Raw genomic sequence first — 22,721 nt, 5'->3', positions numbered from 1 at the left:
GACCCGTCGGCAAGCAGTCTCCGTACAACCCGGGAGAGAAGCAGATGTCCGTATCGGACGAGAAGACCACTGTCAGCGACGGCATCCTCCTGTCTGACGCCGCCGCGGCCAAGGTCAAGGCCCTGCTCGACCAGGAAGGCCGCGACGACCTGGCGCTGCGCGTCGCCGTACAGCCCGGCGGCTGCTCCGGCCTGCGCTACCAGCTCTTCTTCGACGAGCGTTCGCTCGACGGCGACGTCGTCAAGGACTTCGACGGTGTCAAGGTCGTCACCGACCGCATGAGCGCCCCGTACCTGGGCGGCGCCTCCATCGACTTCGTCGACACCATCGAGAAGCAGGGCTTCACGATCGACAACCCGAACGCCACGGGCTCCTGCGCCTGCGGTGACTCGTTCAGCTAGGTCGTCAGCCGTACGTACGAGGGCGGCCGCCCCGGAATCCCCGGGGCGGCCGCCCTCGTACGTACGCCACGGTCCGCGCGCCTACCGGCGCGGCACGGGCTCCCCGCTCGGCGCGTCCACGACCGTCCGGCCGCCCAGCGGCTGCTCCAGCGTCACCGTCCGGGTCACCTCGACGGCCATGGCGATGCACGCCCTGCCCGGGTCCATCGCCTTCTCCGTCACGCGCACGGTGACCTTGTCGGCGCTCTCGCCGGCCGTCGCCGTGTAGGTGCTGCACACGCCGCCCCAGAAGGTCACCGAGAGCTTCGTACCGATGCCGTCGACCCGGTAGGACTGGATCTGCCGCACGGGCGCCGTGCCCTGGCCCGGGTCCGGCGTCGGCGTGGGGCTCGGCTCGGCAGGGGGCGCCAGGTGCTCCGGCGCCACCGCCGTCCGTACCACCGTGTGGGGCTTCGCCCCGGCCTCCGCCTCCACCCGGAACAGCCAGGACGGTACGAGCGCCCGCTCACCGTCCACGAACTGCGCCGCGAGTCCGAGGGTCGCGCCGGTGACGCTCAGCTCCTTCGGCTCGGCGCCCGGCTCGCAGGTCACCGTCGGTGCCTCGCCGGTCGTCTCCCCGGTCGTCTCCCCGGCCGTCTCCCCGGCCGGCGGATCCGTCGCGCAGCCGCCGATGCCGATCGAGCCGGGGCCGGACGACGCCTTGTTCAACTCCTCCAAGGCCTTCTCGGCGCCGATCAGCGGATACTCGGCCCCCTTCGCCGGCTCCTTCAACTGCCCGCTTCCCGCGACCAGTTCACCGCCCGGGCCGACATGGATCCCGGTCGACCAGCCGTACGTCGGCAGCCCGCCCACGACCGGGTCGGCGTTCACGACCCGTACCGCCCCCATCAGCTGGCTCGCGTCCAGCTTCGCGTCCTCCTGGCCGATCGCCTTCAGTACGGGGGTGGCCGCCGCCCTCGCCGCCGCCTCGCTCACCGGCCCGCCGCTCGGGGGCTTCACCTCGCCCGGCGGAGGACACGCCTTGCCCTTGAGGCAGGTGTCACCGGCGGGACCCCCCTCGTACCGCGTGAACGTCCAGCTGCCCGGGGCCTCGGCCGACACGTCGAGCCGCAGCCCGGAGCCGTCCTTCTCCGGGGCGATCTTCCAGACCCCGCCCTGGAGGCGCGGCGCGCCCGGGATGCCCAGGGCCTGCGCCAGCCGGGTCACCTCCGCCGACGTGACGCGGCCCTCGGGCCGGTGGACCGCCGCCGAGGAGGGTCCGTCGGGCAGGGGGCCCCTGGCCCGGTAGACGGCTCCGCCGCCGTTCGGGTCGGGCTCGCCCGGCGCGATGCCGGGCCCGCCGTCCGTACCGCCCGTACCGTCCACGCCGCCCGTGCCGTTCTTGGCGTCCAGACGCAGCGGCGGGGGAGCGGCCGCGCCCGCGGGCCGGCTGTCACCGGCCTCGGAGGCCGTGGTCGCGAGGTACACCCCGCCGCCCCCGGCCAGCAGGACGCCCGTCGCCACCGAGGCCACGAGCAGCGGCCGGTGCCGCATCCGCCGGTTCTCCGTACCGCTCACCGCATCGCTCCTTCGTCCCTGCCCCTGGAAGGCATCCTTCCGGGAGACATCCCCCGGAGGACATCAGTGGGACGGAATGGGCGCGCGGGTGGTTCCGTCGCTCAGGCGCCGTATTCGGACGTGGCGGCGATCAGCCGCGCCGAGGCGGGCGGAACGACGACGCCGTGGATGCGTGCGGGGGAGACCCTGTCGGGCGCGTCGGCCGCGGGCACCACCCAGTGGGGGGCCATCCGCGCACTGTCGCCGCACAGCTGGGCCAGGCTGAACTCGGACTCCTGATGCTCACGAGGAGCGGGGTACGTGGACATACGCGCACCGTACGCACGCGACGGCTCCAGGGAAAAGACCTACTCTGAGGTAGTTTCCACTGTTCGGCAGGACAGCCTCCAGCCGGTAGCGTGAACTGTCAACCCCTTTCCGTCCCGCAGGAGCGCCCAGCCGTGCGTATCGCAGTCACCGGCTCCATCGCCACCGACCACCTCATGACCTTCCCCGGCCGGTTCGCAGACCAGCTCGTCGCGGACCAGCTGCACACGGTCTCCCTCTCCTTCCTCGTCGACAACCTCGACATCCGCAGGGGAGGCGTGGGCCCGAACATCTGCTTCGGCATGGGCCAGCTCGGCGGCAACCCGATCCTCGTGGGTGCGGCCGGATACGACTTCGACGAGTACCGCGCCTGGCTCGACCGCCACGGCGTCGACACCGGCTCGGTGCGGATCTCCGAGGTCCTGCACACCGCCCGGTTCGTCTGCACCACGGACAAGGACCACAACCAGATCGGCTCCTTCTACACGGGCGCGATGAGCGAGGCCCGCCAGATCGAGCTGAAGGCCGTCGCCGACCGCGTGGGCGGCCTCGACCTCGTCCTGATCGGCGCCGACGACCCCGAGGCGATGCTGCGCCACACCGAGGAGTGCAAGGCGCGGGCCATCCCCTTCGCCGCGGACTTCTCCCAGCAGATCGCGCGGATGGACGGCCAGGAGATCCGCACGCTCCTGGACGGCGCCACGTACCTCTTCTCCAACGAGTACGAGAAGGGCCTCATCGAGTCCAAGACCGGCTGGACCGACGAGGAGATCCTCGGCCGGGTGGGCCACCGGGTCACCACGCTCGGCTCGCGCGGTGTGCGCATCGAGAGCGCGGGCGGCGAGACCATCGAGGTCGGCTGTGCGGAGGAGGACGCCAAGGTCGACCCGACCGGCGTCGGCGACGCCTTCCGTGCCGGCTTCCTCACCGGCCTGGCGTGGGGCGTCAGCCTGGAGCGCGCGGCCCAGGTCGGCTGCATGCTCGCCACGCTGGTGATCGAGACCCTGGGCACCCAGGAGTACACGCTGCGCCGGGCGAACTTCATGGAGCGCTTCACCAAGGCGTACGGCGACGAGGCCGCGGCCGAGGTCCAGACGCACCTGAGCTGACCCCGGAGGGGCTCCGCCCGGCGCGGAGCCCCTACGCCACCCGGCGCACCACGTACGCCGACCCGCCCTTCGGGGACGGTTCCTCGCCCACGTACTCCTGGCCGCGCATCTCGCACCAGGCCGGGATGTCCAGGCGGGCCGCCTCGTCGTCCGCGAGGACCGTGACCGTGCCCCCCACCGGCACGTCGCCGATCACCTTCGCCAGCTCGATCACCGGGATCGGGCAGCGCTTGCCCAGCGCGTCGACCACGAGCGACCCCGAGACGCCTGGCTCCGTCACCGCCTCCGGAGCGCCGAGCCGCTCCCGTACCTGCGCGACCACCCCCGGCAGCACCGCGAGGAAACGGTCCACGTCCTCCTCCGCCGTGCCCGCCGGCAGGGACACCCGGACGTTGCCCTCGCTCAGCACCCCCATCGCGCGCAGCACATGGCTGGGCGTCAGCGTCGAGCTCGTACACGACGAACCGGACGAAACGGAGAAACCCTCCCGGTCCAGCTCGTGGAGCAACGTCTCTCCGTCGACATAGAGACAGGAGAAGGTGACGAGATGGGGGAGCCGGCGCACCGGGTCGCCCACCACCTCCACATCGGGCACGAGCTCCGGAACCCGGGCCCGGATCCGGTCCACCAGACCCCGCAGCCGCGCCCCTTCGGCCTCCGCCTCCGCCCGCACGGCCCGCAGCGACGCCGCCGCCGCCACGATCGCCGGCAGGTTCTCGAAACCGGCCGCCCGCCCCGACTCCCGCTCGTCCGCAGGGCCTTGGGGAGAGAAGCGGACACCCTTGCGGACCGCGAGCAGGCCGACGCCCGCCGGACCGCCCCATTTGTGCGCACTCGCCGCCAGCAGCGACCAGGGCCCCTCCACCGGACCCCACCCCAGCGACTGCGCCGCGTCCACGAGCAGCGGCACCCCCGCCGCCGCGCACGCCTCCGCCACCTCGGCGACCGGCTGCGCCGTCCCCACCTCGTGGTTGGCGGACTGCAGACAGGCCAGCGCCGTCCCCGGCTCCAGGGCCGCCGCGAAGGCCGCGGCCTCCACCGCCCCTGACCGGCCCACCGGCACCTCCGTCAGCGAACCGCCCGCCGCGGCGTGCGCCTCGCCCGCGTGCAGTACGGAGGAGTGCTCGACCGCCGAGACCACCAGCCGGCTCCCGACACGCCGACGCCCCGCGAGCGCGCCGGCAATTCCGGCATGCACCGCCCGCGTCCCCGAAGGAGTGAACACCAGCTCGTCCGGGCGGCAGCCCACGGCCTCCGCCGCGGCCTCCCGCGCCGCGTCGAGCAGCATCCGGGCCCGCCGCCCCTCCCGGTAGAGCCGGGCCGGATCGGCCCAGCCCTCGTCCAGGGAGGCAAGCAGCGCCTGGCGGGCGACGGGGTGGAGCGGGGCGGAGGACGCGGCGTCGAAGTAGGGCACGCGTCCACGCTAGCCCCCGCTCCGTAATCCCCCGTCAGATGCCCCGCGCGGGCCGTCGATCGCCGCACGTCCGGGGGCCGGGACCCGCTTGCGGAGGGAGCGGGTCCACCCCTTCGGGGAGTCGGACGGCGCGTTGGGCACCCTCCCCGCGCGACCCCAAATAGCGTCCAGTAGGGTTTGGTCCGCATAAACATCCAAACCCCTGCCCGCGGCCGGGGCGGCGACCGACCAGCGAGACGGCCGTAGCCGACCAGCGCGGGCCGAGACTCTCGGGAAGGCGCTACGTGAGTCCCAACGGCTCCGACCGCTCGTCGCGGCGCCCGATGCGGCGGAAGCTGCCGCAGGTGCTGACTGCGGGCCTGATCCTGGCGACAGCCACCGGCTGCTCGTACAACTGGGAAGACTTCCCCCGCCTTGGTATGCCCACCCCCGTCACGGAAGAGGCTCCCACGATCCTCTCCCTCTGGCAGGGCTCGTGGGCGGCTGCGCTCGTCACGGGCGTCCTGGTGTGGGGGCTGATCCTGTGGTCCGTCATGTTCCACCGGCGCAGCCGCACCAAGGTCGAGGTACCTCCGCAGACGCGGTACAACATGCCCATCGAGGCGCTGTACACGGTCACTCCACTCATCATCGTGTCGGTGCTCTTCTACTTCACCGCGCGCGACGAGTCGAAGCTCCTTTCGCTCTCCGACAAGCCGGCCCACACGATCAACGTGGTCGGCTACCAGTGGAGCTGGGGCTTCAACTACATCGAGAACGTGCCCGGGGTGACGGGCGACGCGCAGACGGCCCCCAACCTCGACGCCATTCCGGACAAGTACCAGGACCAGTTCCCGGCGAACGCCGGCGGCGTCTACGAGGCCGGCATCCCTGGTGACCGGAACCCGCAGACCGGCAACCCGGGTCCGACCCTGGTGCTGCCCAAGGGCGAGAAGGTCCGGTTCGTCCTGACCTCCCGTGATGTCATCCACTCCTTCTGGGTGGTCCCCTTCCTGTTCAAGCAGGACGTCATCCCGGGTCACACCAATGTCTTCGAGGTGACCCCGAACAGGGAGGGCACCTTCTTCGGCAAGTGCGCCGAGCTCTGCGGTGTCGACCACTCCCGGATGCTCTTCAACGTCAAGGTGGTCTCTCCGGAGCGCTACCAGGAGTACCTGAAGGAGCTGGCGGAGAAGGGGCAGACCGGCTACATCCCGTCGGGCATCGAGCAGACGGACCCGGCCAGGAATGCGGAGAAGAACCAACTGTGAGCATCCTCAACGAACCCCAGGGTGCGGCCGCGGCTGAGGACTCGTACGAGAACGAGGTCCCGGTACGCCGCAGTCAGCCCGGCAATGTGGTGGTGAAGTGGCTGACCACCACCGACCACAAGACGATCGGGACGCTGTACCTGGTCACGTCGTTCGTCTTCTTCTGCATCGGCGGCCTGATGGCGCTCTTCATGCGCGCCGAGCTGGCCCGTCCGGGCACGCAGATCATGTCGAACGAGCAGTTCAACCAGGCGTTCACGATGCACGGCACGATCATGCTGCTGATGTTCGCGACGCCGCTGTTCGCCGGATTCGCGAACTGGATCATGCCGCTGCAGATCGGCGCGCCCGACGTGGCGTTCCCGCGGCTGAACATGTTCGCGTACTGGCTGTACCTCTTCGGCTCGATCATCGCGGTGGCCGGTTTCCTCACCCCGCAGGGTGCGGCCGACTTCGGCTGGTTCGCCTACTCCCCGCTGTCGGACGCCGTCCGCTCGCCGGGTGTCGGCGCCGACATGTGGATCATGGGTCTGGCCTTCTCCGGCTTCGGCACGATCCTCGGCTCGGTCAACTTCATCACCACGATCATCTGCATGCGCGCTCCGGGCATGACGATGTTCCGCATGCCGATCTTCACCTGGAACGTGCTGCTGACCGGTGTGCTGGTCCTGCTGGCGTTCCCGGTCCTCGCCGCCGCGCTCTTCGCGCTGGAGGCCGACCGCAAGTTCGGCGCGCACGTCTTCGACGCGTCCAACGGTGGCGCGCTGCTGTGGCAGCACCTCTTCTGGTTCTTCGGCCACCCAGAGGTGTACATCATCGCGCTGCCGTTCTTCGGCATCGTCTCCGAGGTCATCCCGGTCTTCAGCCGTAAGCCGATGTTCGGCTACATCGGTCTGGTGGCCGCGACCATCGCGATCGCCGGTCTCTCCGTGACCGTGTGGGCCCACCACATGTACGTCACAGGTGGCGTGCTCCTGCCGTTCTTCTCCTTCATGACGTTCCTCATCGCCGTACCGACCGGTGTGAAGTTCTTCAACTGGATCGGAACGATGTGGAAGGGCTCGTTGTCCTTCGAGACACCGATGCTCTGGACGATCGGCTTCCTGGTCACCTTCACCTTCGGTGGCCTGACGGGCGTCATCCTGGCCTCGCCGCCGATGGACTTCCACGTCTCCGACTCGTACTTCGTCGTCGCGCACTTCCACTACGTCGTCTTCGGCACCGTGGTCTTCGCGATGTTCGCCGGCTTCCACTTCTGGTGGCCGAAGTTCACCGGCAAGATGCTGGACGAGCGGCTCGGCAAGATCACCTTCTGGACGCTCTTCATCGGCTTCCACGGCACGTTCCTGGTGCAGCACTGGCTGGGTGCCGAGGGCATGCCGCGTCGTTACGCGGACTACCTGGAGGCCGACGGCTTCACCGCGCTGAACACGATCTCGACGATCTCCTCGTTCCTGCTCGGTCTGTCGATCCTGCCGTTCCTCTACAACGTCTGGAAGACCGCCAAGTACGGCAAGAAGATCGAGGTCGACGACCCGTGGGGTTACGGCCGTTCGCTGGAGTGGGCCACCTCCTGCCCGCCCCCGCGGCACAACTTCCTCACCCTGCCGCGGATCCGTTCCGAATCCCCGGCGTTCGACCTGCACCACCCTGAGATCGCCGCTCTCGACCAGCTCGAGAACAAGCCGCACGAGGCCGAGGCCCTCACCGGCAGCAAGGAGGCCGGCAAGTGAAGATCCAGGGCAAGATGTTCATCTGGCTGAGCGTCTTCATCCTCGCCATGGCGATCCTCTACGGCGTCTGGTCGAAGGAGCCGGTCGGTACCACGGCGCTCTTCCTGGCCTTCGGCCTCGCCATCATGATCGGCTACTACCTGGCCTTCACGGCCCGGCGTGTCGACGCGATGGCGCAGGACGACAAGGAGGCCGACGTCGCGGACGAGGCCGGCGAGGTGGGCTTCTTCGCCCCGCACAGCTGGCAGCCGCTCTCGCTCTCCATCGGTGGCGCGCTCGCCTTCCTCGCCGTCGCGATGGGCTGGTGGATCCTGTACTTCTCGGCTCCGCTGATCCTGGTCGGCCTGTTCGGCTGGGTGTTCGAGTTCTACCGCGGTGAGAACCAGAACCAGTAGCCCGTAGCGGTACCCGCAACACCCCGAGGGGCCCGGACACTTCGTCACCCGAAGTGTCCGGGCCCCTCGTTTGCAGTACTCGACGCGCTGGCCGCGAGGATTGTTCTTACGGTGATGTCATGAACGACACGCCGCGCATTCGGACTGTTCTGAGCTGCACCCTTTTGGCCCTCCTGGTCACCGCCGGCGCCGGTGCCTGCGCGGGCACCGACGGCAACCCGCTCTCCGCCAAGCCCTACGACGCGGCGGAGCAGGTCGCCTTCAGCGCCCCCACCGACGGCAAGAAGGCCGACCCGGACAAGGCCCTGGAGATCACGGCCAAGGGCGTCGACGGCCGCATCACGGACGTGACGGCCGTCGACGCGACCGGGCACCACCTGGCCGGCGAACTCACCGCCGACGGCCGTCTCTGGCGCTCCACGGGCTCCCTGACGGCGGGCGCGAGCTACACCGTCAAGGTGTCCACGGAGGACGAGGACGGGGCTCCCGGCACCCGCACGTTCACCTTCGAGACGGCCCCGGCCAAGGGGGCCCTGACGGTCGCGTTCGGCCCGGAGGCGGGCACGTACGGCGTCGGACAGCCCATCACGGCCGAACTCAGCCTCCCCGTCAAGGACCGCAAGGCCCGCGCGGTCGTCGAACGGGCCCTGAAGGTGCGCTCCACCCCGGCCGTCGAGGGCTCCTGGCACTGGGTGGACGACCGGAAACTGCACTTCCGTCCGAAGGAGTACTGGCCCGCGGGCGCGTCCGTCACGGCCACCGCCAACCTGGCGGGCGTCAAGGTCGGCGACAAGCTGTACGGCGGGGAATCGAAGCCGCTCAAGCTGGCGATCGGCGACCGGATCGAGGCCGTCGCGGACGCCGGGTCGTTCTCCATGACCGTGCGGCGCAACGGAGAAGTGATCAAGACCATGCCGGTGACCACCGGCAAACCGGGCTTCTCCACCCGTAACGGCATCAAAGTCATCCTCGGTAAGGAGTACTTCGTCCGGATGCGCGGCACCAGCGTCGGCATCGCGGAGGGCAGCTCGGAGTCGTACGACCTGCCCGTCTACTACGCGACACGGGTGACCTGGAGCGGCGAGTACGTCCACGCCGCGCCCTGGTCCGTGGGCTCACAGGGGTTCGCGAACGTCAGCCACGGCTGTGTCGGCATGTCGACAGGGAACGCGGCCTGGTTCTTCGAGACCGTCCGTCCGGGCGACATCGTGCAGACCGTCAACAGCATCGGCGACATGATGGACCCGTTCGGGAACGGCTTCGGCGACTGGAACCTGACCTGGGACAAGTGGCGCGAGGGCAGCGCCCTGGTCGCGGACACCAAGAGCGCCGCCCACCAGCCGGACCCGACCCGGCTGAGGCCCCTTGTCTAAGGCTCGGTTCGCCTCCGGAGCCTCTCACTCGCCGGGTTCTGCTACGCGTCGATCGACAGGCGCGAGCGGAGCAGGGCCGCCAGGGACGCCGCGAACTCGACCGGTTCCACCGGAAGGGTGACCGCGGCGTCCGCACGGCTCCAGGTGGCCAGCCACGCGTCCTGCGGGCGGCCGATCAGGAGCAGCACCGGCGGGCAGCGGAAGACCTCGTCCTTGATCTGCCGGCAGACGCCCATGCCGCCCGCCGGCACCGCCTCGCCGTCCAGGACGCAGGCGTCGATGCCGCCCTCCTCCAGCCGCTTGAGCACGGCCGGGAGTGTCGCGCATTCGATGAACTCGACCGGCGGAACGTCGGCCGCGGGCCTGCGACCCGCCGCCAGGCGCACCTGTTCCCGCGTGTTCGCGTCGTCGCTGTAGACCAGGACCGTGGCGCTCGACTGCATCGTTCCTCCGTGAAGGTCATCAACCGATGCGCGGGATGCTACTCCGTCCCACACCCCGTCAACACCGGTACGACACCGGTTGGGAGGCCACTTCGATGGGCCGTTCGGGCTGGACAGACGCCCCTGACACTCCGAACGGCACCCCCCGGAGTGAGGGCGGGATAAGCGACCGACATAATGTCGGTCGTGGCGACAGTAACGACAGTAGAAACCGGGCACGCGCACCCGTCGGTCAATCGACCGAACCTCACCAGCGTCGGAACCATCATCTGGCTGAGTTCCGAGCTGATGTTCTTCGCGGCCCTCTTCGCGATGTACTTCACCCTGCGATCGGTGACCGGTCCCGAGTTCTGGACGGAACAGGCCGACGCCTTGAACTTCCCGTTCTCGGCGACCAACACCACGATCCTGGTGCTCTCCTCCCTCACCTGTCAGCTCGGCGTCTTCGCCGCAGAGCGGGGCGATGTGAAGAAGCTCCGGACGTGGTTCATCATCACGTTCGTGATGGGTGCGATCTTCATCGGCGGCCAGGTCTTCGAATACACCGAGCTGGTCAAGCACGAGGGGCTCTCGCTCTCGTCGAACCCGTACGGCTCGGTGTTCTACCTGACCACCGGCTTCCACGGCCTGCACGTGACGGGCGGTCTCATCGCCTTCCTGCTGGTCCTGGGCCGGACGTACGCCGCCAAGAGGTTCACTCACGAGCAGGCAACCGCCGCCATCGTCGTGTCCTACTACTGGCACTTCGTCGATGTCGTCTGGATCGGCCTCTTCGCCACGATCTACATGATCAAGTAATCGGGTCCCGGGACCCGAGCACATCCAGCAAGCACCGACGCAGAAGATCCTGACACCGGGGTAATCCGTGAAAAAGCTCTCCGCACGACGACGCCATCCGCTGGCGGCGGTCGTCGTCCTACTCCTCGCGCTGGCGGCCACCGGGGGGCTGTACGCCGCGTTCGCGCCCGCGGGCACGGCGAAGGCCGATGAAACCGCCCAGTCCCTCGCCATCGAGGAGGGCCAGAAGCTCTACGCCGTCGGCTGCGCCAGCTGCCACGGCACCGGCGGTCAGGGCACCTCTGACGGCCCGTCCCTGGTAGGCGTCGGCTCCGCGGCCGTCGACTTCCAGGTCGGCACGGGCCGCATGCCGGCCCAGCAGCCGGGCGCCCAGGTGCCGAAGAAGAAGGTCATCTACTCGCAGGCTGAGATCGATCAGCTCGCGGCGTACATCGCCTCCCTCGGTGCCGGCCCGATCACGCCGAAGGAGGGGCAGTACAGCCCCGACGGGGCCGACATCGCCCGTGGTGGCGACCTGTTCCGCTCCAACTGTGCCCAGTGCCACAACTTCACCGGTGAGGGTGGCGCGCTCACGCACGGCAAGTACGCCCCGAACCTCGAAGGCGTGAGCCCGAAGCACCTGTACGAGGCCATGCAGACCGGCCCGCAGAACATGCCCTCCTTCCCGGACACGACCATGCCCGAGAAGGAGAAGAAGGACATCATCGCGTACGTCCAGGCCGTCAACGGCGAAAAGGCCGACAACCCCGGCGGGCTCTCGCTCGGCGGCCTCGGCCCGGTCAGCGAGGGTCTGTTCGCCTGGGTCTTCGGTCTCGGTGCGCTGATCGCAGTTGCCGTCTGGGTCGCGGCCCACACCGCTAAGGCCAAGAAGTCATGAGTAGCCAAGAGATTCCAGAAGAGAACCTGCCCGCTGAGCAGGACACCGCGCACGGCGCGGTGAAGGTCCTCGACGACCCGTTCGCGGACCCGGGCCTTCCGCCCCACAAGCCGCGCATCCAGGACATCGACGAGCGGGCCGCCCGTCGGTCCGAGCGCGCGGTCGCCTTCATGTTCACGCTGTCGATGCTGGCCACCGTCGGCTTCATCGCGTCGTACGTGATCTTCCCGGTCGACAAGATCGTCTACATCTGGCCGTTCGGCCGGGTGAGCGCGCTCAACTTCGCCCTGGGTCTCACCCTCGGCGCGGCGCTCTTCTTCATCGGCGCGGGCGCGGTCCACTGGGCCCGCACCCTGATGTCCGACGTGGAGATCGCCGACGAGCGTCACCCGATCCAGGCGCCGCCGGAGACCAAGGCGAAGGTCATGGCGGACTTCGCGGCCGGTGCCGCCGAGTCCGGCATGGGCCGCCGCAAGCTGATCCGCAACACGATGTTCGGCGCGCTGTCGCTCGTACCGCTCTCCGGTCTCGTGCTGCTGCGTGACATGGGCCCGCTGCCCGAGAAGAAGCTCCGGTCCACCCTGTGGGCCGACGGCAAGCAGCTCATCAACATGAACACGCACGAGCCGCTGCGTCCCGAGGACGTCGCGGTCGGTTCGCTGACCTTCGCGATGCCCGAGGGTCTGTCCGAGCACGACCACGACTTCCAGGTCCAGATCGCCAAGGCCGCCCTGATGATCGTCCGGATTCAGCCGGAGGACATCAAGGACAAGCGCGAGCTCGAGTGGTCGCACGAGGGCATCGTCGCCTTCTCGAAGATCTGCACCCACGTGGGCTGCCCGATCTCGCTGTACGAGCAGCAGACGCACCACGTGCTCTGCCCGTGCCACCAGTCCACCTTCGACCTCTCCGACGGCGCCCGTGTCATCTTCGGCCCGGCCGGTCACGCCCTTCCGCAGCTGCGGATCGGTGTGAACGACAAGGGCAACCTGGAGGCGCTCGGCGACTTCGCCGAGCCCGTCGGCCCTGCCTTCTGGGAGCGCGGATGAGCACTGTGACCGATTCGAAGAAGAAGGCACCCGCCGGTGAGCGGGTCGCCGACTGGGCCGACGGCCGTCTCGGGATCTACTCCCTGGCCAAGGCCAACATGCGGAAGATCTTCCCGGACCACTGGTCCTTCATGCTGGGTGAGATCTGCCTCTACAGCTTCATCATCATCATCCTCACGGGTGTGTACCTGACGATGTTCTTCCACCCGTCGATGAACGAGGTGGAGTACCACGGCAGCTACGTCCCGCTGCAGGGTCAGCTGATGTCCGAGGCGTTCAACTCGACCATGCACATCTCGTTCGACGTGCGCGGTGGCCTGCTCATCCGGCAGATCCACCACTGGGCGGCGCTGATCTTCCTCGCCGGCATGTTCGTGCACATGATGCGCGTGTTCTTCACGGGCGCGTTCCGCAAGCCGCGTGAGATCAACTGGCTGTTCGGCTTCCTGCTGTTCTTCCTGGGCATGTTCACCGGTTTCACCGGTTACTCGCTCCCGGACGACCTGCTCTCCGGCACCGGTGTCCGCTTCATGCAGGGCGCGATCCTGTCCGTGCCGGTCATCGGCACGTACCTGTCGATGTTCCTGTTCGGCGGGGAGTTCCCCGGCGGCGACTTCGTGGCCCGGTTCTACTCGGCGCACGTCCTGCTGCTGCCCGGCATCATGCTCGGTCTGGTGGTCGCCCACCTGATCCTGGTCTTCTACCACAAGCACACGCAGTTCGAGGGCCCCGGCCGTACGAACAAGAACGTCGTGGGCATGCCCCTGCTGCCGGTCTACATGGCCAAGGCCGGAGGCTTCTTCTTCCTGGTCTTCGGTGTCATCGCGGTCATCTCGGCGATCGCCTCGATCAACCCGATCTGGGCGCTCGGCCCGTACCGTCCGGACCAGGTGTCGACCGGCGCCCAGCCCGACTGGTACATGGGCTTCGCCGAGGGTCTGATCCGTGTGATGCCGGGCTGGGAGATCAACCTCTGGGGCCACACGCTCGTCCTGGGTGTGATGATCCCGCTGGCGATCTTCCCCGCGGTCCTCGCGGCGATCGCGGTCTACCCCTTCATCGAGTCGTGGATCACCGGCGACAAGCGCGAGCACCACATCGCGCAGCGCCCGCGCAACGCTCCGACGCGCACCGCCTTCGGTGTCGCCTGGATCACCGCGTACATGATCATGCTCATCGGTGGTGGAAACGACCTCTGGGCCACGCACTTCCACCTGTCGCTGAACTCGATCACCTGGTTCGTCCGGATCTTCTTCTTCCTCGGACCGGTCCTCGCGTTCGTCTTCACCAAGCGGATCTGCCTCGGCCTGCAGCGTCGCGACCACGACAAGGTGCTGCACGGACGCGAGTCCGGCATCATCAAGCGCCTGCCGCACGGTGAGTTCGTCGAGGTCCACCAGCCGCTCAGCCAGGGCGAGCTGTACCGCCTCACGGCGCACGAGCAGAACGCGCCGGCCGAGATCGGCCCGCTGGTCGACGAGAACGGCGTCGAGCGCAAGGTCGGCCGGATCGAGAAGCTCCGCGTCAGGCTCAGCAAGAGCTACTACGGCGAGGACAGCCAGATCGCCAAGCCGACCGTCGAGGAGTACAAGGAGATCACCAGCGGCCACGGCCACCACTGATCACTTGATCCATTCGACCTGAGGTCGCCACAGCGGGAGCCCCGTCCATTCGATGGACGGGGCTCTTTGCCGTCCCCGTTGCTCGATAGGGTGGAGTCGTCACCGTCACGCACTGATCAGGAGCTGCCATGAGCGCTGCGACCCCCGCTGGAGGACCTACGTCGGCGGGTCGCTCCTGGCCCACCGTCCTGGACGGCCTGCTGACCGGCCGCGACCAGAGCGCCGAGGACACCGCCTGGGCGATGGACCGCATCCTGCGCGGCGAGGCCACCGACGCCCAGATCGCCGGATTCGCCGTGGCCCTGCGCGCCAAGGGCGAGACCGTCGAGGAGATCTCCGGCCTCGTGCGGACGATGTACGAGCACGCCAACGTGATCGAGGTGCCCGGCCCCTCGGTGGACATCGTCGGCACCGGTGGCGACGGCGCGAAGACCGTCAACATCTCCACCATGTCGGCGATCGTCGTGGCCGGCACCGGCGCGAAGGTCGTCAAGCACGGCAACCGCGCGGCCTCCAGCGCCAGCGGCGCCTCCGACGTCCTGGAGAAGCTCGGCGTCAACCTGCAGCTCACCCCGCAGCGGGTGGTCGAGGTCGCGGAGGAGGCCGGGATCACCTTCTGCTTCGCGGTGAAGTTCCACCCGGCGCTGCGCCATGTGGCCGCGGCCCGCAAGGAACTGGGCATCCGGACCACGTTCAACTTCCTCGGTCCGCTCACCAACCCCGCCCGCGTCAAGGCACAGGCGACCGGGGTGGCCGACGCCCGGATGGCCCCGATCATGGCCGGCGTGCTCGCCGAGCGCGGCTCCTCCGCGCTGGTCTTCCGCGGCGACGACGGCCTGGACGAGCTGACGACCACCGCCACCTCACGCGTGTGGGTCGTACGGGACGGCGCGGTGCGCGAGGAGTCCTTCGACCCGCGGGACGCCGGCATCGAACTCGTGCCGGTGGAGGCGCTGCGCGGCGCCGACGCCTCGTACAACGCCGATGTCGCCCGCCGGCTGCTCGCGGGCGAGACCGGTCCCGTACGGGACGCGGTGCTGCTCAACTCGGCAGCCGCGCTGACGGCCCTGGAGCCGGGCGCGGGCACCCTGGTGGAGCAGCTGCGCGAGGGAATCGCGCGGGCGGCCGAGTCGATCGACTCGGGCGCGGCCAGGCAGGCACTGGAGCGCTGGGTCGCGGCCAGCAACAGATAGCGGTGCCGCGCGCACCCCGTTCCGCCATCCGGAACGGGGTTGCGCGCCGGCGATCACGTGGCATACGTTCAGTGCCAGGTCATGAGTGACAGCCATGAAGCCCCGGCTGGCTGTCCGGCAACCCTCCGTCCGTGGCGGGGTGCCCCGGGTGAAGACCAGGCCGTGGACAGCAAGGTCCGCGGCAAGCGCGGACCCCTGCACACCCTGGGGTCCTGGTCCTCAAGGGAGCAGTCTCGTGAGCAAGCGAATGCGCTAGGGCCCTTCGGCCCCGTTTCCCCACCCTCCGTACGCACACCGTACGTCGAGGCAACACCCGTGTGAGGCACCCTCCTTCGTGCTGCCCCGCGGGCCCTTCGCTGCCTTTTCCGCTCAGGAGATACCGCCATGTCCGCGTACCCGCACGCCGCCGCCCCCACGACCGCCGCCACGACCGCCGTCCCCTCCGCCACCACCGGCTCCGAGGCCGGCGACCCCTGCTGCGCCGCCCCGCTCCCGGTCCTCGGACGGGACGTCACCGTTCCGCTCGTGACCGGGGGCGAGGTCACCTACGCCGCGCTCGACTACGCCGCCAGCGCGCCGGCCCTGCAGCGGGTCTGGGACGACGTCGCCGCCTACGCCCCGTACTACGGCAGCGTCCACCGCGGCGCCGGGTACCTCTCGCAGCTCTCCACCGACCTCTTCGAGAGCAGCCGTGTCACCGTCGCGGAGTTCCTCGACTGCCGCCCCGGCGACCAGGTCGTCTTCACCCGCTCCACCACCGACTCGCTCAATCTGCTCGCCGCCGCGCTCCCCGCCGGCTGCGAGGTCTTCGTCTTCGAGACCGAGCACCACGCCTCGCTCCTGCCGTGGCGGGACGCGCGCGTCACGTACCTCAACGCCCCCCGCACGCCCGCCCAGGCCGTCGAGACCCTGGAGCGTGCCCTCGCCGACCGCGACCCTTACGGCCCGGCGCTCGTCTGCGTGACCGGCGCCTCCAACGTCACGGGCGAGCTGTGGCCGGTGCGGGAACTGGCCGCCGCCGCCCACGCCCACGGCGCCCGCATCGTCCTGGACGCCGCCCAGCTCGCGCCCCACCACCCCGTCTCCGTAAAGGAGTTGGACGTGGACTGGGTCGCCTTCTCCGGCCACAAGCTGTACGCCCCCTTCGGCTCCGGAGTCCTCGCGGGCCGCGCCGACTGGCTCCAGGAAGCCGATCCGTACCTCGCCGGCGGCGGCGCGTCCAAGAAGGTGGCCCGCCGTACCGACGGGGGAGTGGACGTCGAGTGGCACACCACCGCCGCCCGCCACGAGGCCGGTTCGCCGAACGTCATCGGCGTCTACTCCATCGCCTCCGCCTGCAAGGCGCTCACCGAGGCCGGGTTCGACTCCCTTGTCGCCCGTGAGCAGCACCTCGTCGCCACCGTCCGGGAGGGCCTCGCCGAGGTCCCCGAGGTCAGGGTGCTCTCGCTCTTCGGCGACGAGGCCCCGCGGGTCGGCGTCCTCTCCTTCGTCGTCGAGGGCTGGAACAGCTCCCACTTCGCCGCCGCGCTCTCCGCCGAGTACGGCATCGGCGTCCGCGACGGCCTCTTCTGCGCCCACCCGCTCGTCCGCACCCTGCTCGGCAGCGACCCGCAGACCCAGGGCGAGTGCGGAGCCCCCGAGGCCGCGCCCGGCGAGAAGTCGCTCAACGCCATCCGCGTCAGCTTCGGCGCCGGTACGCCCGACGAGCACGTGGAGCGTTTCGTACGGGCCGTGAAGGAGCTCGTCCGCGACGGCGCGCAGTGGAAGTACCGCACCGAGGACGGCCGTTGCGTCCCGGACCGCGGCTGACACTCACTCGTACGGGTGAAGGGGGCCTCCTGTCGGAGCCCCCTTCGTCAGGACTCCAGGCCGATCGCGAAGGCCGCTTCGAGGTCGTGCTGGGAGTACGTCCGGAACGCCACGTGCGTGTCCGTCGCCTCGACGCCCGGGATCTTGCTGATCCGGCCGGGGATGACGTCCGCGAGGTCGTCGTGCCGGGGCACACGGACCATGGCGATCAGGTCGTACGTACCGGTCACCGAGAAGACCTCGCTGACGCTGTCGAGCGCGGCGATCGACTCCGCGATCTCGGGGATGCGGTCCACGCTGGTCTTGATGAGCACGATCGCGGTGATCACGGCTGGCTTTCTCCCTCGGTCGCCGCAGCTGGGGACTTCACTGTATCCCCACCTCGGTAGCGGCCCCAGGCGTAGAGGAAGCCGACGGCGAAGCCCACCACATGGGCCAGGTAGGCGACGCCGGGTCCCGCCCCGGCCGACCGGGCCGCGAGCCACTGGAGCACGAACCAGAAGACGAGCACGATCCAGGCGGGAAACCGAAGCGGCAGGAAGAAGAGGAACGGGAACAGGCTCGTCACCCGGGAGCGCGGGAAGAGGTACAGGAACGCCCCGAGCACCCCCGAGATCGCCCCCGACGCCCCGACCAGCGTCTGCTCGCTGCTCGCGTACGCCGCCGCGTAGCCGAGCAGCGCCAGGTAGCCGCAGCCGGCATAGAAGAGGGCGAAGCCGAGCGCACCCATCCGCTCCTCGGCCATCGCGCCGAAGACGAACAGGAACAGCATGTTCCCGAGCAGGTGCAGCCAGCTGCCGTGGACGAAGAGGGCGGTCAGCGGGGTGACGAGCGTGCCCGGCTCACCGTTCATCAGCTCGGCGGGCACGACCCCCCAGCGGTGGAAGTACGCGCTCTGCGCCGCCAGGGCCCTGTCCCCGGTCCCGTAGGAGGGATCGAGGCCCGACACCGGGCTGATCAGGAACGTGAGGCAGCAGGCGGCGATCAGGGCATACGTCACCGTGGGTCCGCTCCAGGCTCCCCGGCACGCCCCGAGCGCCGCCTCCCGCCATGCGATTCGCCGCCTGTCGATCATGGACAGATCATGGCGTAACGGGGCCGACCTGGACAGAGTGCCTCGCCGCGACACGGGGTACCCGCGAGGCCGTAGGGTTACGGGCAGTACCTCCGCAGTTCAATGGCGCACCGCGGCACCCGCATCCGCATCACGCACATGAAAGAGGACGGCACGATGACGACGGTTCCCCTGCCGACCGCCGAGACCCGCTGGCGCTGCACCCTGTGCGGCAACCTGACCCGGTTCGATGTGACCCGGTCCTCCAAGGTCGTCGAGTACGTCCATCTGGATCTCGCGGGAGAGCCGAAGGTCGAGGAGCGCGAGGTGGTCAGTGAGACCATCGAGTCGGTCCGCTGCCGCTGGTGCAACGCGGTGGACCAGATCGAACTGGTGGACAGGCCCGGCACCGCTTCCTGACGGCGGCGGTGCGCAACACGATGGGGTGACGCAACGTGGAGCAGCCCGCGCGCGGTGGTGAACCGGCCGGCGCGGCAGGTGACGCTGCCGAGGCGCTCGACCGCCCGCTGCCGGACGGTGTGCGGCGGAGGGTCGTCGCGCTGGTCTCGGACGCCTTCGGCGGGCTGACCGTCGCGGAGCTCCCGGCGCCCCTGAGGCAGTACGCCCGCTTCACCGCGAGCCGGCGGGCCAAGTTCGCGGGCAACGCCATGGCCGCCGCTCTGGAGAGCGATCCGCTGTTCCGGCAGCGGATCGGCGAACGGTTCAAGGAGGCGCAGCCCGAGTTGGCGGGGGCCGTCGAGACGGGCGCCCCGCCCGCCGCCGCCGACCCCGTCGACGTCGCCGCGGCCGCCTATGTGCTGCGCCCCACCGGCTGGGTCAAGCTGGTCGCCGCCGCCGGCGAGGAGGCCCAGCGGGCCGACGCCGAGCGCGCCGACGAGGCCGGCCGGCGCGAGCTGGAGCGGCTGCGCGAGGAGGTCGCCGCCGCCAGGGAGCGCGGCCGTGCGGAGACCGAGGAGCTGCGCCACGATCTGGAGGCGGCGCGCAGGGAAGCCGAATCGCTTCACCGCAAGCTGCGCAGCGCGCAGAGCGACGTGAAGCGTGGCGAGGCCGCGCTGCGCCGCACCCACGCGGAGATCGACACGGTCAAGGCGGAGGCGGCGGCGCAGGTCTCGGCCGCGGAGAGCGAGACCCGTCGCCTCAAGGCCCGCCTCGGCGAGGTCGAGGCGGCCCTGGAAGCGAGCCGCCGGGCGGCGCGTGAGGGGCGCTCGGTGGAGGACATGCGGCTGCGGCTGCTGCTCGACACGGTGCTCGACGCCGCGCAGGGGCTGCGCCGCGAACTGGCCCTGCCGCCCGTCTCCGTCCACCCCGCCGACACCGTCGACGCGGTGGAGCCCGGACGGATGTCGCCGAAGGACATCGCCGCCCGCGCACTCTCCGAGACCGACCCGGCGCTCCTGGACCAGCTCCTGGCGCTGCCGCAGGCGCATCTGGTCGTGGACGGCTACAACGTCACCAAGACCGGCTATCCGACCATGCCGCTGGAGAAGCAGCGGCTGCGGCTGCTGGGCGGGCTCTCCACGCTCGCGGCCCGCTCGGGCGCCGAGGTCACCTGTGTCTTCGACGGGGCGGAGCTCGCGGCCCCGGTGCTCCTCGCGCCGCCGCGCGGGGTGCGGGTGCTCTTCTCCAAGCCGGGCGTGACGGCCGACGAGTTGATCCGCCAGCTGGTGCGCGCCGAGCCGCCGGGCCGTCCGGTCGTCGTGGTCTCCACCGACCGCGAGGTGGCCGACGGGGTCGCCAAGGCCGGCGCGCGGCCGGTCGCGTCCGCCTTGTTGCTGAAGCGGCTTTCGCGCGCCTCGTGATGTCTCGTAACTCCTGGGCCTAATGCCCGAATTCTGGAGGGCGCACGGTCAAGTCACCGTTACTACCCGTGTGATGTGTGTAAATAAAGTGCTGCGTGGGCGAGATTTTGCTCATGAGGATTTGAACTGATCACAAGATGGTCACTAGGGTCAGGCCTCGAACCTCCGCGCGGTTGATCATCCATCCGGGATGGCAGCGGAGAAACCGCCTGCCGCAGCCTGGTTGGGCGGCTCGAGGAAGAAGGAGATCGCCTTCGTGGCGTCCCACCGTCGTCCCAAGCAGCCGAGCCGCACCCGCGTGACCGTGCTCACCGCCACCGCCGCCGCGGCCGTCGCGCTCTCCGTCCAGTCGGGCGCCCAGGCCGCTCCCAAGCCGAAGATCGACGACGTCAAGTCGAAGGTCGACAAGCTGCACCACGAGGCCGAGGAGGCCACGGAGCAGTACAACCTGGCCGAGGAGCGCCGCGGCAAGCTGCAGAAGGAGATCGGCGCCCTTCAGGACAAGGTGGCGCGCGGCCAGCAGGAGCTCAACACGCTGCGGGACAACATCGGTTCGGTCGCCAGCGCGCAGTACCGCTCCGGTGGCATCGACCCGGCGCTCCAGCTCTTCCTCTCCTCCGACCCGGACACCTACCTCGACAAGGCGTCCGCGATCGACCAGCTCGGCGCCAAGCAGGCCGACGTGCTCCAGTCGATCCAGTCCAAGCAGCGCACGCTCGCCCAGCAGCGCGCCGAGGCGACGACGAAGCTCGCCGACCTCGAGGACGTCCGCAAGACCCTCGGCGAGAAGAAGAAGGCCTACCAGGGCAAGCTCGCCGAGGCGCAGAAGCTGCTCAACACCCTCACCGCCGCCGAGCGCGCCAAGATGCAGGCCGAGGAGCAGCGGGCCAGCCGCGCCGCCGGCGACCGCGTCGACCTCGGCAACGAGGTCCCGGCCTCGCAGCGCGGTGCCGCCGCGCTCAGCGCCGCCGCCACGCAGATCGGCAAGCCGTACGTCTCCGGCGCCGAGGGCCCCAACTCGTACGACTGCTCCGGGCTGACGCAGTGGTCCTACCGCCAGGCCGGCGTCGGGATCAGCCGCACCACCTACACCCAGCAGAACGACGGCGTGAAGATCGGCCGCAGCCAGCTCAAGCCGGGCGACCTGGTCTTCTTCAACGGCCTGTCGCACGTGGGTCTGTACGCGGGCAACGGGCAGATCCTGCACGCCCCCAAGCCGGGCGCCTCGGTCCGCTACGAGTCCATGAGCTACATGGGCACCTTCCAGTTCGGCGTGCGCATCTGACGCGTCCGCCGCGCTCCGACGTGACGCCCAATCGGGTGGAATGTCGCATCTCTCGATGACGTGACGCCCCGCCGGTGACCTGTGGTCTCCGGCGGGGCGTCACTTTGCGTGTCGGGAACCTTCGTTGGACGGAGAGTGATCACCGGCTACTGTCTGCCGCGCCAGTCTGGGTAACACCGAACGGAGCGCGATACGTGGCGTCCCACCGACGACCTGCGAGGGTCACCGTCCTGACCGCCGCCGCGGCCACCGCGGCCACGGCCTTCGGCGCCGTCCCGGCGAGCGCCGACCCGGGCGGCACCCCGGAGACGACGCGCGCCACCGTCGACCGGCTCTTCGAGGAGGCCGAGAAGGCCACCGAGGGCTACAACAAGGCCGACGAGCGGGCAGACGAGCTCCGCGGGAAGGTCTCCCGGGCGAAGGACAGCGTGGCGCGCGGCCAGGAACGCATCAACCGCATGCGGGGCGCGCTCGGTTCGGTGGCCGGGGCCCAGTACCGCTCCGGCGGGATCGACCCCGCCCTCGCGCTGCTGCTCTCCTCCGACCCCGACTCGTACCTCGACCGGGCCTCCGTCCTCGACCGCGTGACCGACCGGCAGAGCGTGGCGCTGGGCCGGCTCCAGCACGAGCTGCGCCGGCTGAACCAGGAGCGGACCGAGGCCGGCCGGCTCCTCGCCGAGCTGGAGCGCAGCCGCACCCAGGTCGCCCGGCACAAGCGCACCGTCGAGCGGAAGCTCGCCGAGGCCCGCCGGCTGCTGCAGTCGCTGACGGACGAGGAGCGGGCGGAGTTCGAGGGCCGGGCCTCCCGGTCGGGCCGGGACGGAGCGGCCGGGGAGCTGCCACCGCTCGCCGACCTCGGCCCGGCCTCCTCGCGCGCCGCCGCCGCGGTGATCGCCGCCCGCAGCGCCATCGGCAAGCCGTACGTGTGGGGCGCGACCGGGCCGTCCGCGTTCGACTGCTCCGGCCTGATGGTCTGGTCGTACCGGCAGGCCGGCATCAGCCTCCCGCGGACCTCGGCGGCCCAGCGGAACGCGGGCCGCCGGGTGCCGCTCTCGCAGGCGCAGCCGGGCGACCTCGTCACGTACCGCGGCGACGCCAGCCACGTCGGGATCTACGCGGGCGGCGGACAGGTCATCCACGCTCCCTATCCCGGCGCGCGGGTGCGCTACGACCCCGTCGGGATGATGTCCCACGTGACGGTGACGCGGGTCTGACCGGACGCCTGTCCGTTCG

At 70.0% G+C, this 22,721-nt stretch carries 22 protein-coding genes and 1 riboswitch; of the genes, 16 read left to right on the top strand and 6 right to left on the bottom strand.

What is annotated here, in order from left to right; all coding sequences use genetic code 11:
- The first annotated feature begins 44 nt into the window (after positions 1-44).
- A complete protein-coding gene (locus tag ACFVGW_RS08100; protein ID WP_018848827.1) occupies positions 45-401 on the top strand; it encodes an iron-sulfur cluster assembly accessory protein in 357 nt (118 codons plus the stop codon).
- Positions 402-482: 81 nt separating this feature from the next.
- Here ACFVGW_RS08100 and ACFVGW_RS08095 read toward each other — a convergent pair whose 3' ends face one another.
- A complete protein-coding gene (locus ACFVGW_RS08095) occupies positions 483-1,958 on the bottom strand; it encodes a hypothetical protein (RefSeq protein WP_385851260.1) in 1,476 nt (491 codons plus the stop codon).
- 101 nt (positions 1,959-2,059) lie between these two features.
- Positions 2,060-2,266 carry a hypothetical protein gene (locus tag ACFVGW_RS08090; RefSeq protein ID WP_383229199.1) on the bottom strand — a complete coding sequence of 69 codons (207 nt, stop codon included), beginning with the start codon at positions 2,264-2,266 and terminating at the stop codon, positions 2,060-2,062.
- A 132-nt stretch (positions 2,267-2,398) separates the two neighbouring features.
- Here ACFVGW_RS08090 and ACFVGW_RS08085 point away from each other — a divergent pair, with 132 nt between their 5' ends.
- Positions 2,399-3,373, top strand: coding sequence for a carbohydrate kinase family protein (locus tag ACFVGW_RS08085; protein ID WP_352189329.1), 975 nt, complete (start codon positions 2,399-2,401; stop codon positions 3,371-3,373).
- A 31-nt stretch (positions 3,374-3,404) separates the two neighbouring features.
- Here the strand turns inward: ACFVGW_RS08085 and ACFVGW_RS08080 are convergent, their stop codons facing one another.
- A complete protein-coding gene (locus tag ACFVGW_RS08080; protein WP_385851259.1) occupies positions 3,405-4,787 on the bottom strand; it encodes a cysteine desulfurase/sulfurtransferase TusA family protein in 1,383 nt (460 codons plus the stop codon).
- A gap of 284 nt (positions 4,788-5,071) precedes the next feature.
- On the opposite strand from ACFVGW_RS08080, the gene coxB reads away from it, so the two are divergent.
- The 4 genes from coxB to ACFVGW_RS08060 all read left to right on the top strand — a co-directional run bounded on the left by coxB (position 5,072) and on the right by ACFVGW_RS08060 (position 9,538).
- Positions 5,072-6,037, top strand: a complete 966-nt coding sequence (gene coxB / locus ACFVGW_RS08075) for a cytochrome c oxidase subunit II (RefSeq protein WP_352189327.1) — start codon at positions 5,072-5,074, stop codon at positions 6,035-6,037.
- The gene (ctaD, locus tag ACFVGW_RS08070; protein WP_385851258.1) at positions 6,034-7,770 is read left to right on the top strand and encodes a cytochrome c oxidase subunit I; all 1,737 of its coding nucleotides are present in this window, start codon (positions 6,034-6,036) and stop codon (positions 7,768-7,770) included. Before coxB ends, ctaD begins: the two co-directional genes overlap by 4 nt.
- Positions 7,767-8,165 carry a cytochrome c oxidase subunit 4 gene (locus ACFVGW_RS08065; RefSeq protein WP_385851257.1) on the top strand — a complete coding sequence of 133 codons (399 nt, stop codon included), beginning with the start codon at positions 7,767-7,769 and terminating at the stop codon, positions 8,163-8,165. Before ctaD ends, ACFVGW_RS08065 begins: the two co-directional genes overlap by 4 nt.
- 119 nt (positions 8,166-8,284) lie before the next feature.
- Entirely contained in the window at positions 8,285-9,538 is a 1,254-nt protein-coding gene (locus ACFVGW_RS08060; protein WP_385851256.1) for an Ig-like domain-containing protein, read from the top strand.
- A gap of 41 nt (positions 9,539-9,579) precedes the next feature.
- Here the strand turns inward: ACFVGW_RS08060 and ACFVGW_RS08055 are convergent, their stop codons facing one another.
- Entirely contained in the window at positions 9,580-9,981 is a 402-nt protein-coding gene (locus tag ACFVGW_RS08055; RefSeq protein WP_352189323.1) for a hypothetical protein, read from the bottom strand.
- A gap of 177 nt (positions 9,982-10,158) precedes the next feature.
- Here ACFVGW_RS08055 and ACFVGW_RS08050 point away from each other — a divergent pair, with 177 nt between their 5' ends.
- From ACFVGW_RS08050 to ACFVGW_RS08025, 6 genes are all read left to right on the top strand, one after another.
- Positions 10,159-10,779 carry a heme-copper oxidase subunit III gene (locus ACFVGW_RS08050; protein WP_385851255.1) on the top strand — a complete coding sequence of 207 codons (621 nt, stop codon included), beginning with the start codon at positions 10,159-10,161 and terminating at the stop codon, positions 10,777-10,779.
- 67 nt (positions 10,780-10,846) lie between these two features.
- On the top strand, positions 10,847-11,656 hold the full coding sequence (locus ACFVGW_RS08045; RefSeq protein WP_385851254.1) for a c-type cytochrome: 810 nt from the start codon (positions 10,847-10,849) through the stop codon (positions 11,654-11,656).
- Positions 11,653-12,705 (top strand): Rieske 2Fe-2S domain-containing protein, encoded by a 1,053-nt coding sequence (locus tag ACFVGW_RS08040; protein ID WP_383229193.1) that lies wholly within the window; start codon positions 11,653-11,655, stop codon positions 12,703-12,705. Before ACFVGW_RS08045 ends, ACFVGW_RS08040 begins: the two co-directional genes overlap by 4 nt.
- A complete protein-coding gene (locus ACFVGW_RS08035) occupies positions 12,702-14,327 on the top strand; it encodes a cytochrome bc complex cytochrome b subunit (protein ID WP_385851253.1) in 1,626 nt (541 codons plus the stop codon). Before ACFVGW_RS08040 ends, ACFVGW_RS08035 begins: the two co-directional genes overlap by 4 nt.
- A 128-nt stretch (positions 14,328-14,455) precedes the next feature.
- The gene (trpD, locus tag ACFVGW_RS08030) at positions 14,456-15,520 is read left to right on the top strand and encodes an anthranilate phosphoribosyltransferase (protein WP_385851252.1); all 1,065 of its coding nucleotides are present in this window, start codon (positions 14,456-14,458) and stop codon (positions 15,518-15,520) included.
- A gap of 77 nt (positions 15,521-15,597) precedes the next feature.
- A riboswitch (SAM riboswitch) is annotated at positions 15,598-15,714 on the top strand.
- A 190-nt stretch (positions 15,715-15,904) separates the two neighbouring features.
- On the top strand, positions 15,905-17,329 hold the full coding sequence (locus ACFVGW_RS08025) for an aminotransferase class V-fold PLP-dependent enzyme (RefSeq protein ID WP_385851251.1): 1,425 nt from the start codon (positions 15,905-15,907) through the stop codon (positions 17,327-17,329).
- Between the two features lie 47 nt (positions 17,330-17,376).
- Here the strand turns inward: ACFVGW_RS08025 and ACFVGW_RS08020 are convergent, their stop codons facing one another.
- Positions 17,377-17,658 carry an Lrp/AsnC family transcriptional regulator gene (locus ACFVGW_RS08020; RefSeq protein WP_017238849.1) on the bottom strand — a complete coding sequence of 94 codons (282 nt, stop codon included), beginning with the start codon at positions 17,656-17,658 and terminating at the stop codon, positions 17,377-17,379.
- Positions 17,655-18,404: a rhomboid family intramembrane serine protease gene (locus tag ACFVGW_RS08015; RefSeq protein ID WP_383293282.1), complete on the bottom strand. Its 750-nt coding sequence runs from the start codon at positions 18,402-18,404 to the stop codon at positions 17,655-17,657. Before ACFVGW_RS08015 ends, ACFVGW_RS08020 begins: the two co-directional genes overlap by 4 nt.
- 156 nt (positions 18,405-18,560) lie before the next feature.
- Here ACFVGW_RS08015 and ACFVGW_RS08010 point away from each other — a divergent pair, with 156 nt between their 5' ends.
- The 4 genes from ACFVGW_RS08010 to ACFVGW_RS07995 all read left to right on the top strand — a co-directional run bounded on the left by ACFVGW_RS08010 (position 18,561) and on the right by ACFVGW_RS07995 (position 22,702).
- Positions 18,561-18,803, top strand: a complete 243-nt coding sequence (locus tag ACFVGW_RS08010; protein ID WP_260228851.1) for a hypothetical protein — start codon at positions 18,561-18,563, stop codon at positions 18,801-18,803.
- A 35-nt stretch (positions 18,804-18,838) separates the two neighbouring features.
- The gene (locus tag ACFVGW_RS08005; RefSeq protein ID WP_385851250.1) at positions 18,839-20,203 is read left to right on the top strand and encodes an NYN domain-containing protein; all 1,365 of its coding nucleotides are present in this window, start codon (positions 18,839-18,841) and stop codon (positions 20,201-20,203) included.
- Between the two features lie 256 nt (positions 20,204-20,459).
- A complete protein-coding gene (locus ACFVGW_RS08000) occupies positions 20,460-21,488 on the top strand; it encodes an NlpC/P60 family protein (protein WP_385851249.1) in 1,029 nt (342 codons plus the stop codon).
- Between the two features lie 194 nt (positions 21,489-21,682).
- Positions 21,683-22,702, top strand: a complete 1,020-nt coding sequence (locus tag ACFVGW_RS07995) for an NlpC/P60 family protein (RefSeq protein WP_385851248.1) — start codon at positions 21,683-21,685, stop codon at positions 22,700-22,702.
- Positions 22,703-22,721: the final 19 nt, after the last annotated feature.

Origin of the sequence: Streptomyces sp. NPDC127129 (genome assembly GCF_042671585.1) — a bacterium.
In the GTDB taxonomy this organism is placed as follows: Bacteria; Actinomycetota; Actinomycetes; order Streptomycetales; family Streptomycetaceae; genus Streptomyces.
The sequence above is the reverse complement of the archived record's forward strand: the minus strand, read 5'-3'. Positions and strand labels throughout refer to the sequence as shown.

Coding starts and splice junctions, on each gene's coding strand:
- ACFVGW_RS08100 (WP_018848827.1), top strand. CDS start 45: ATGTCCGTATCGGACGAGAAGACCACTGTCAGCGACGGCATCCTCCTG.
- ACFVGW_RS08090 (WP_383229199.1), bottom strand. CDS start 2,266: ATGTCCACGTACCCCGCTCCTCGTGAGCATCAGGAGTCCGAGTTCAGC.
- ACFVGW_RS08060 (WP_385851256.1), top strand. CDS start 8,285: ATGAACGACACGCCGCGCATTCGGACTGTTCTGAGCTGCACCCTTTTG.
- ACFVGW_RS08055 (WP_352189323.1), bottom strand. CDS start 9,981: ATGCAGTCGAGCGCCACGGTCCTGGTCTACAGCGACGACGCGAACACG.
- ACFVGW_RS08050 (WP_385851255.1), top strand. CDS start 10,159: ATGTCGGTCGTGGCGACAGTAACGACAGTAGAAACCGGGCACGCGCAC.
- ACFVGW_RS08040 (WP_383229193.1), top strand. CDS start 11,653: ATGAGTAGCCAAGAGATTCCAGAAGAGAACCTGCCCGCTGAGCAGGAC.
- ACFVGW_RS08035 (WP_385851253.1), top strand. CDS start 12,702: ATGAGCACTGTGACCGATTCGAAGAAGAAGGCACCCGCCGGTGAGCGG.
- trpD (WP_385851252.1), top strand. CDS start 14,456: ATGAGCGCTGCGACCCCCGCTGGAGGACCTACGTCGGCGGGTCGCTCC.
- ACFVGW_RS08025 (WP_385851251.1), top strand. CDS start 15,905: ATGTCCGCGTACCCGCACGCCGCCGCCCCCACGACCGCCGCCACGACC.
- ACFVGW_RS08015 (WP_383293282.1), bottom strand. CDS start 18,404: ATGATCGACAGGCGGCGAATCGCATGGCGGGAGGCGGCGCTCGGGGCG.
- ACFVGW_RS08010 (WP_260228851.1), top strand. CDS start 18,561: ATGACGACGGTTCCCCTGCCGACCGCCGAGACCCGCTGGCGCTGCACC.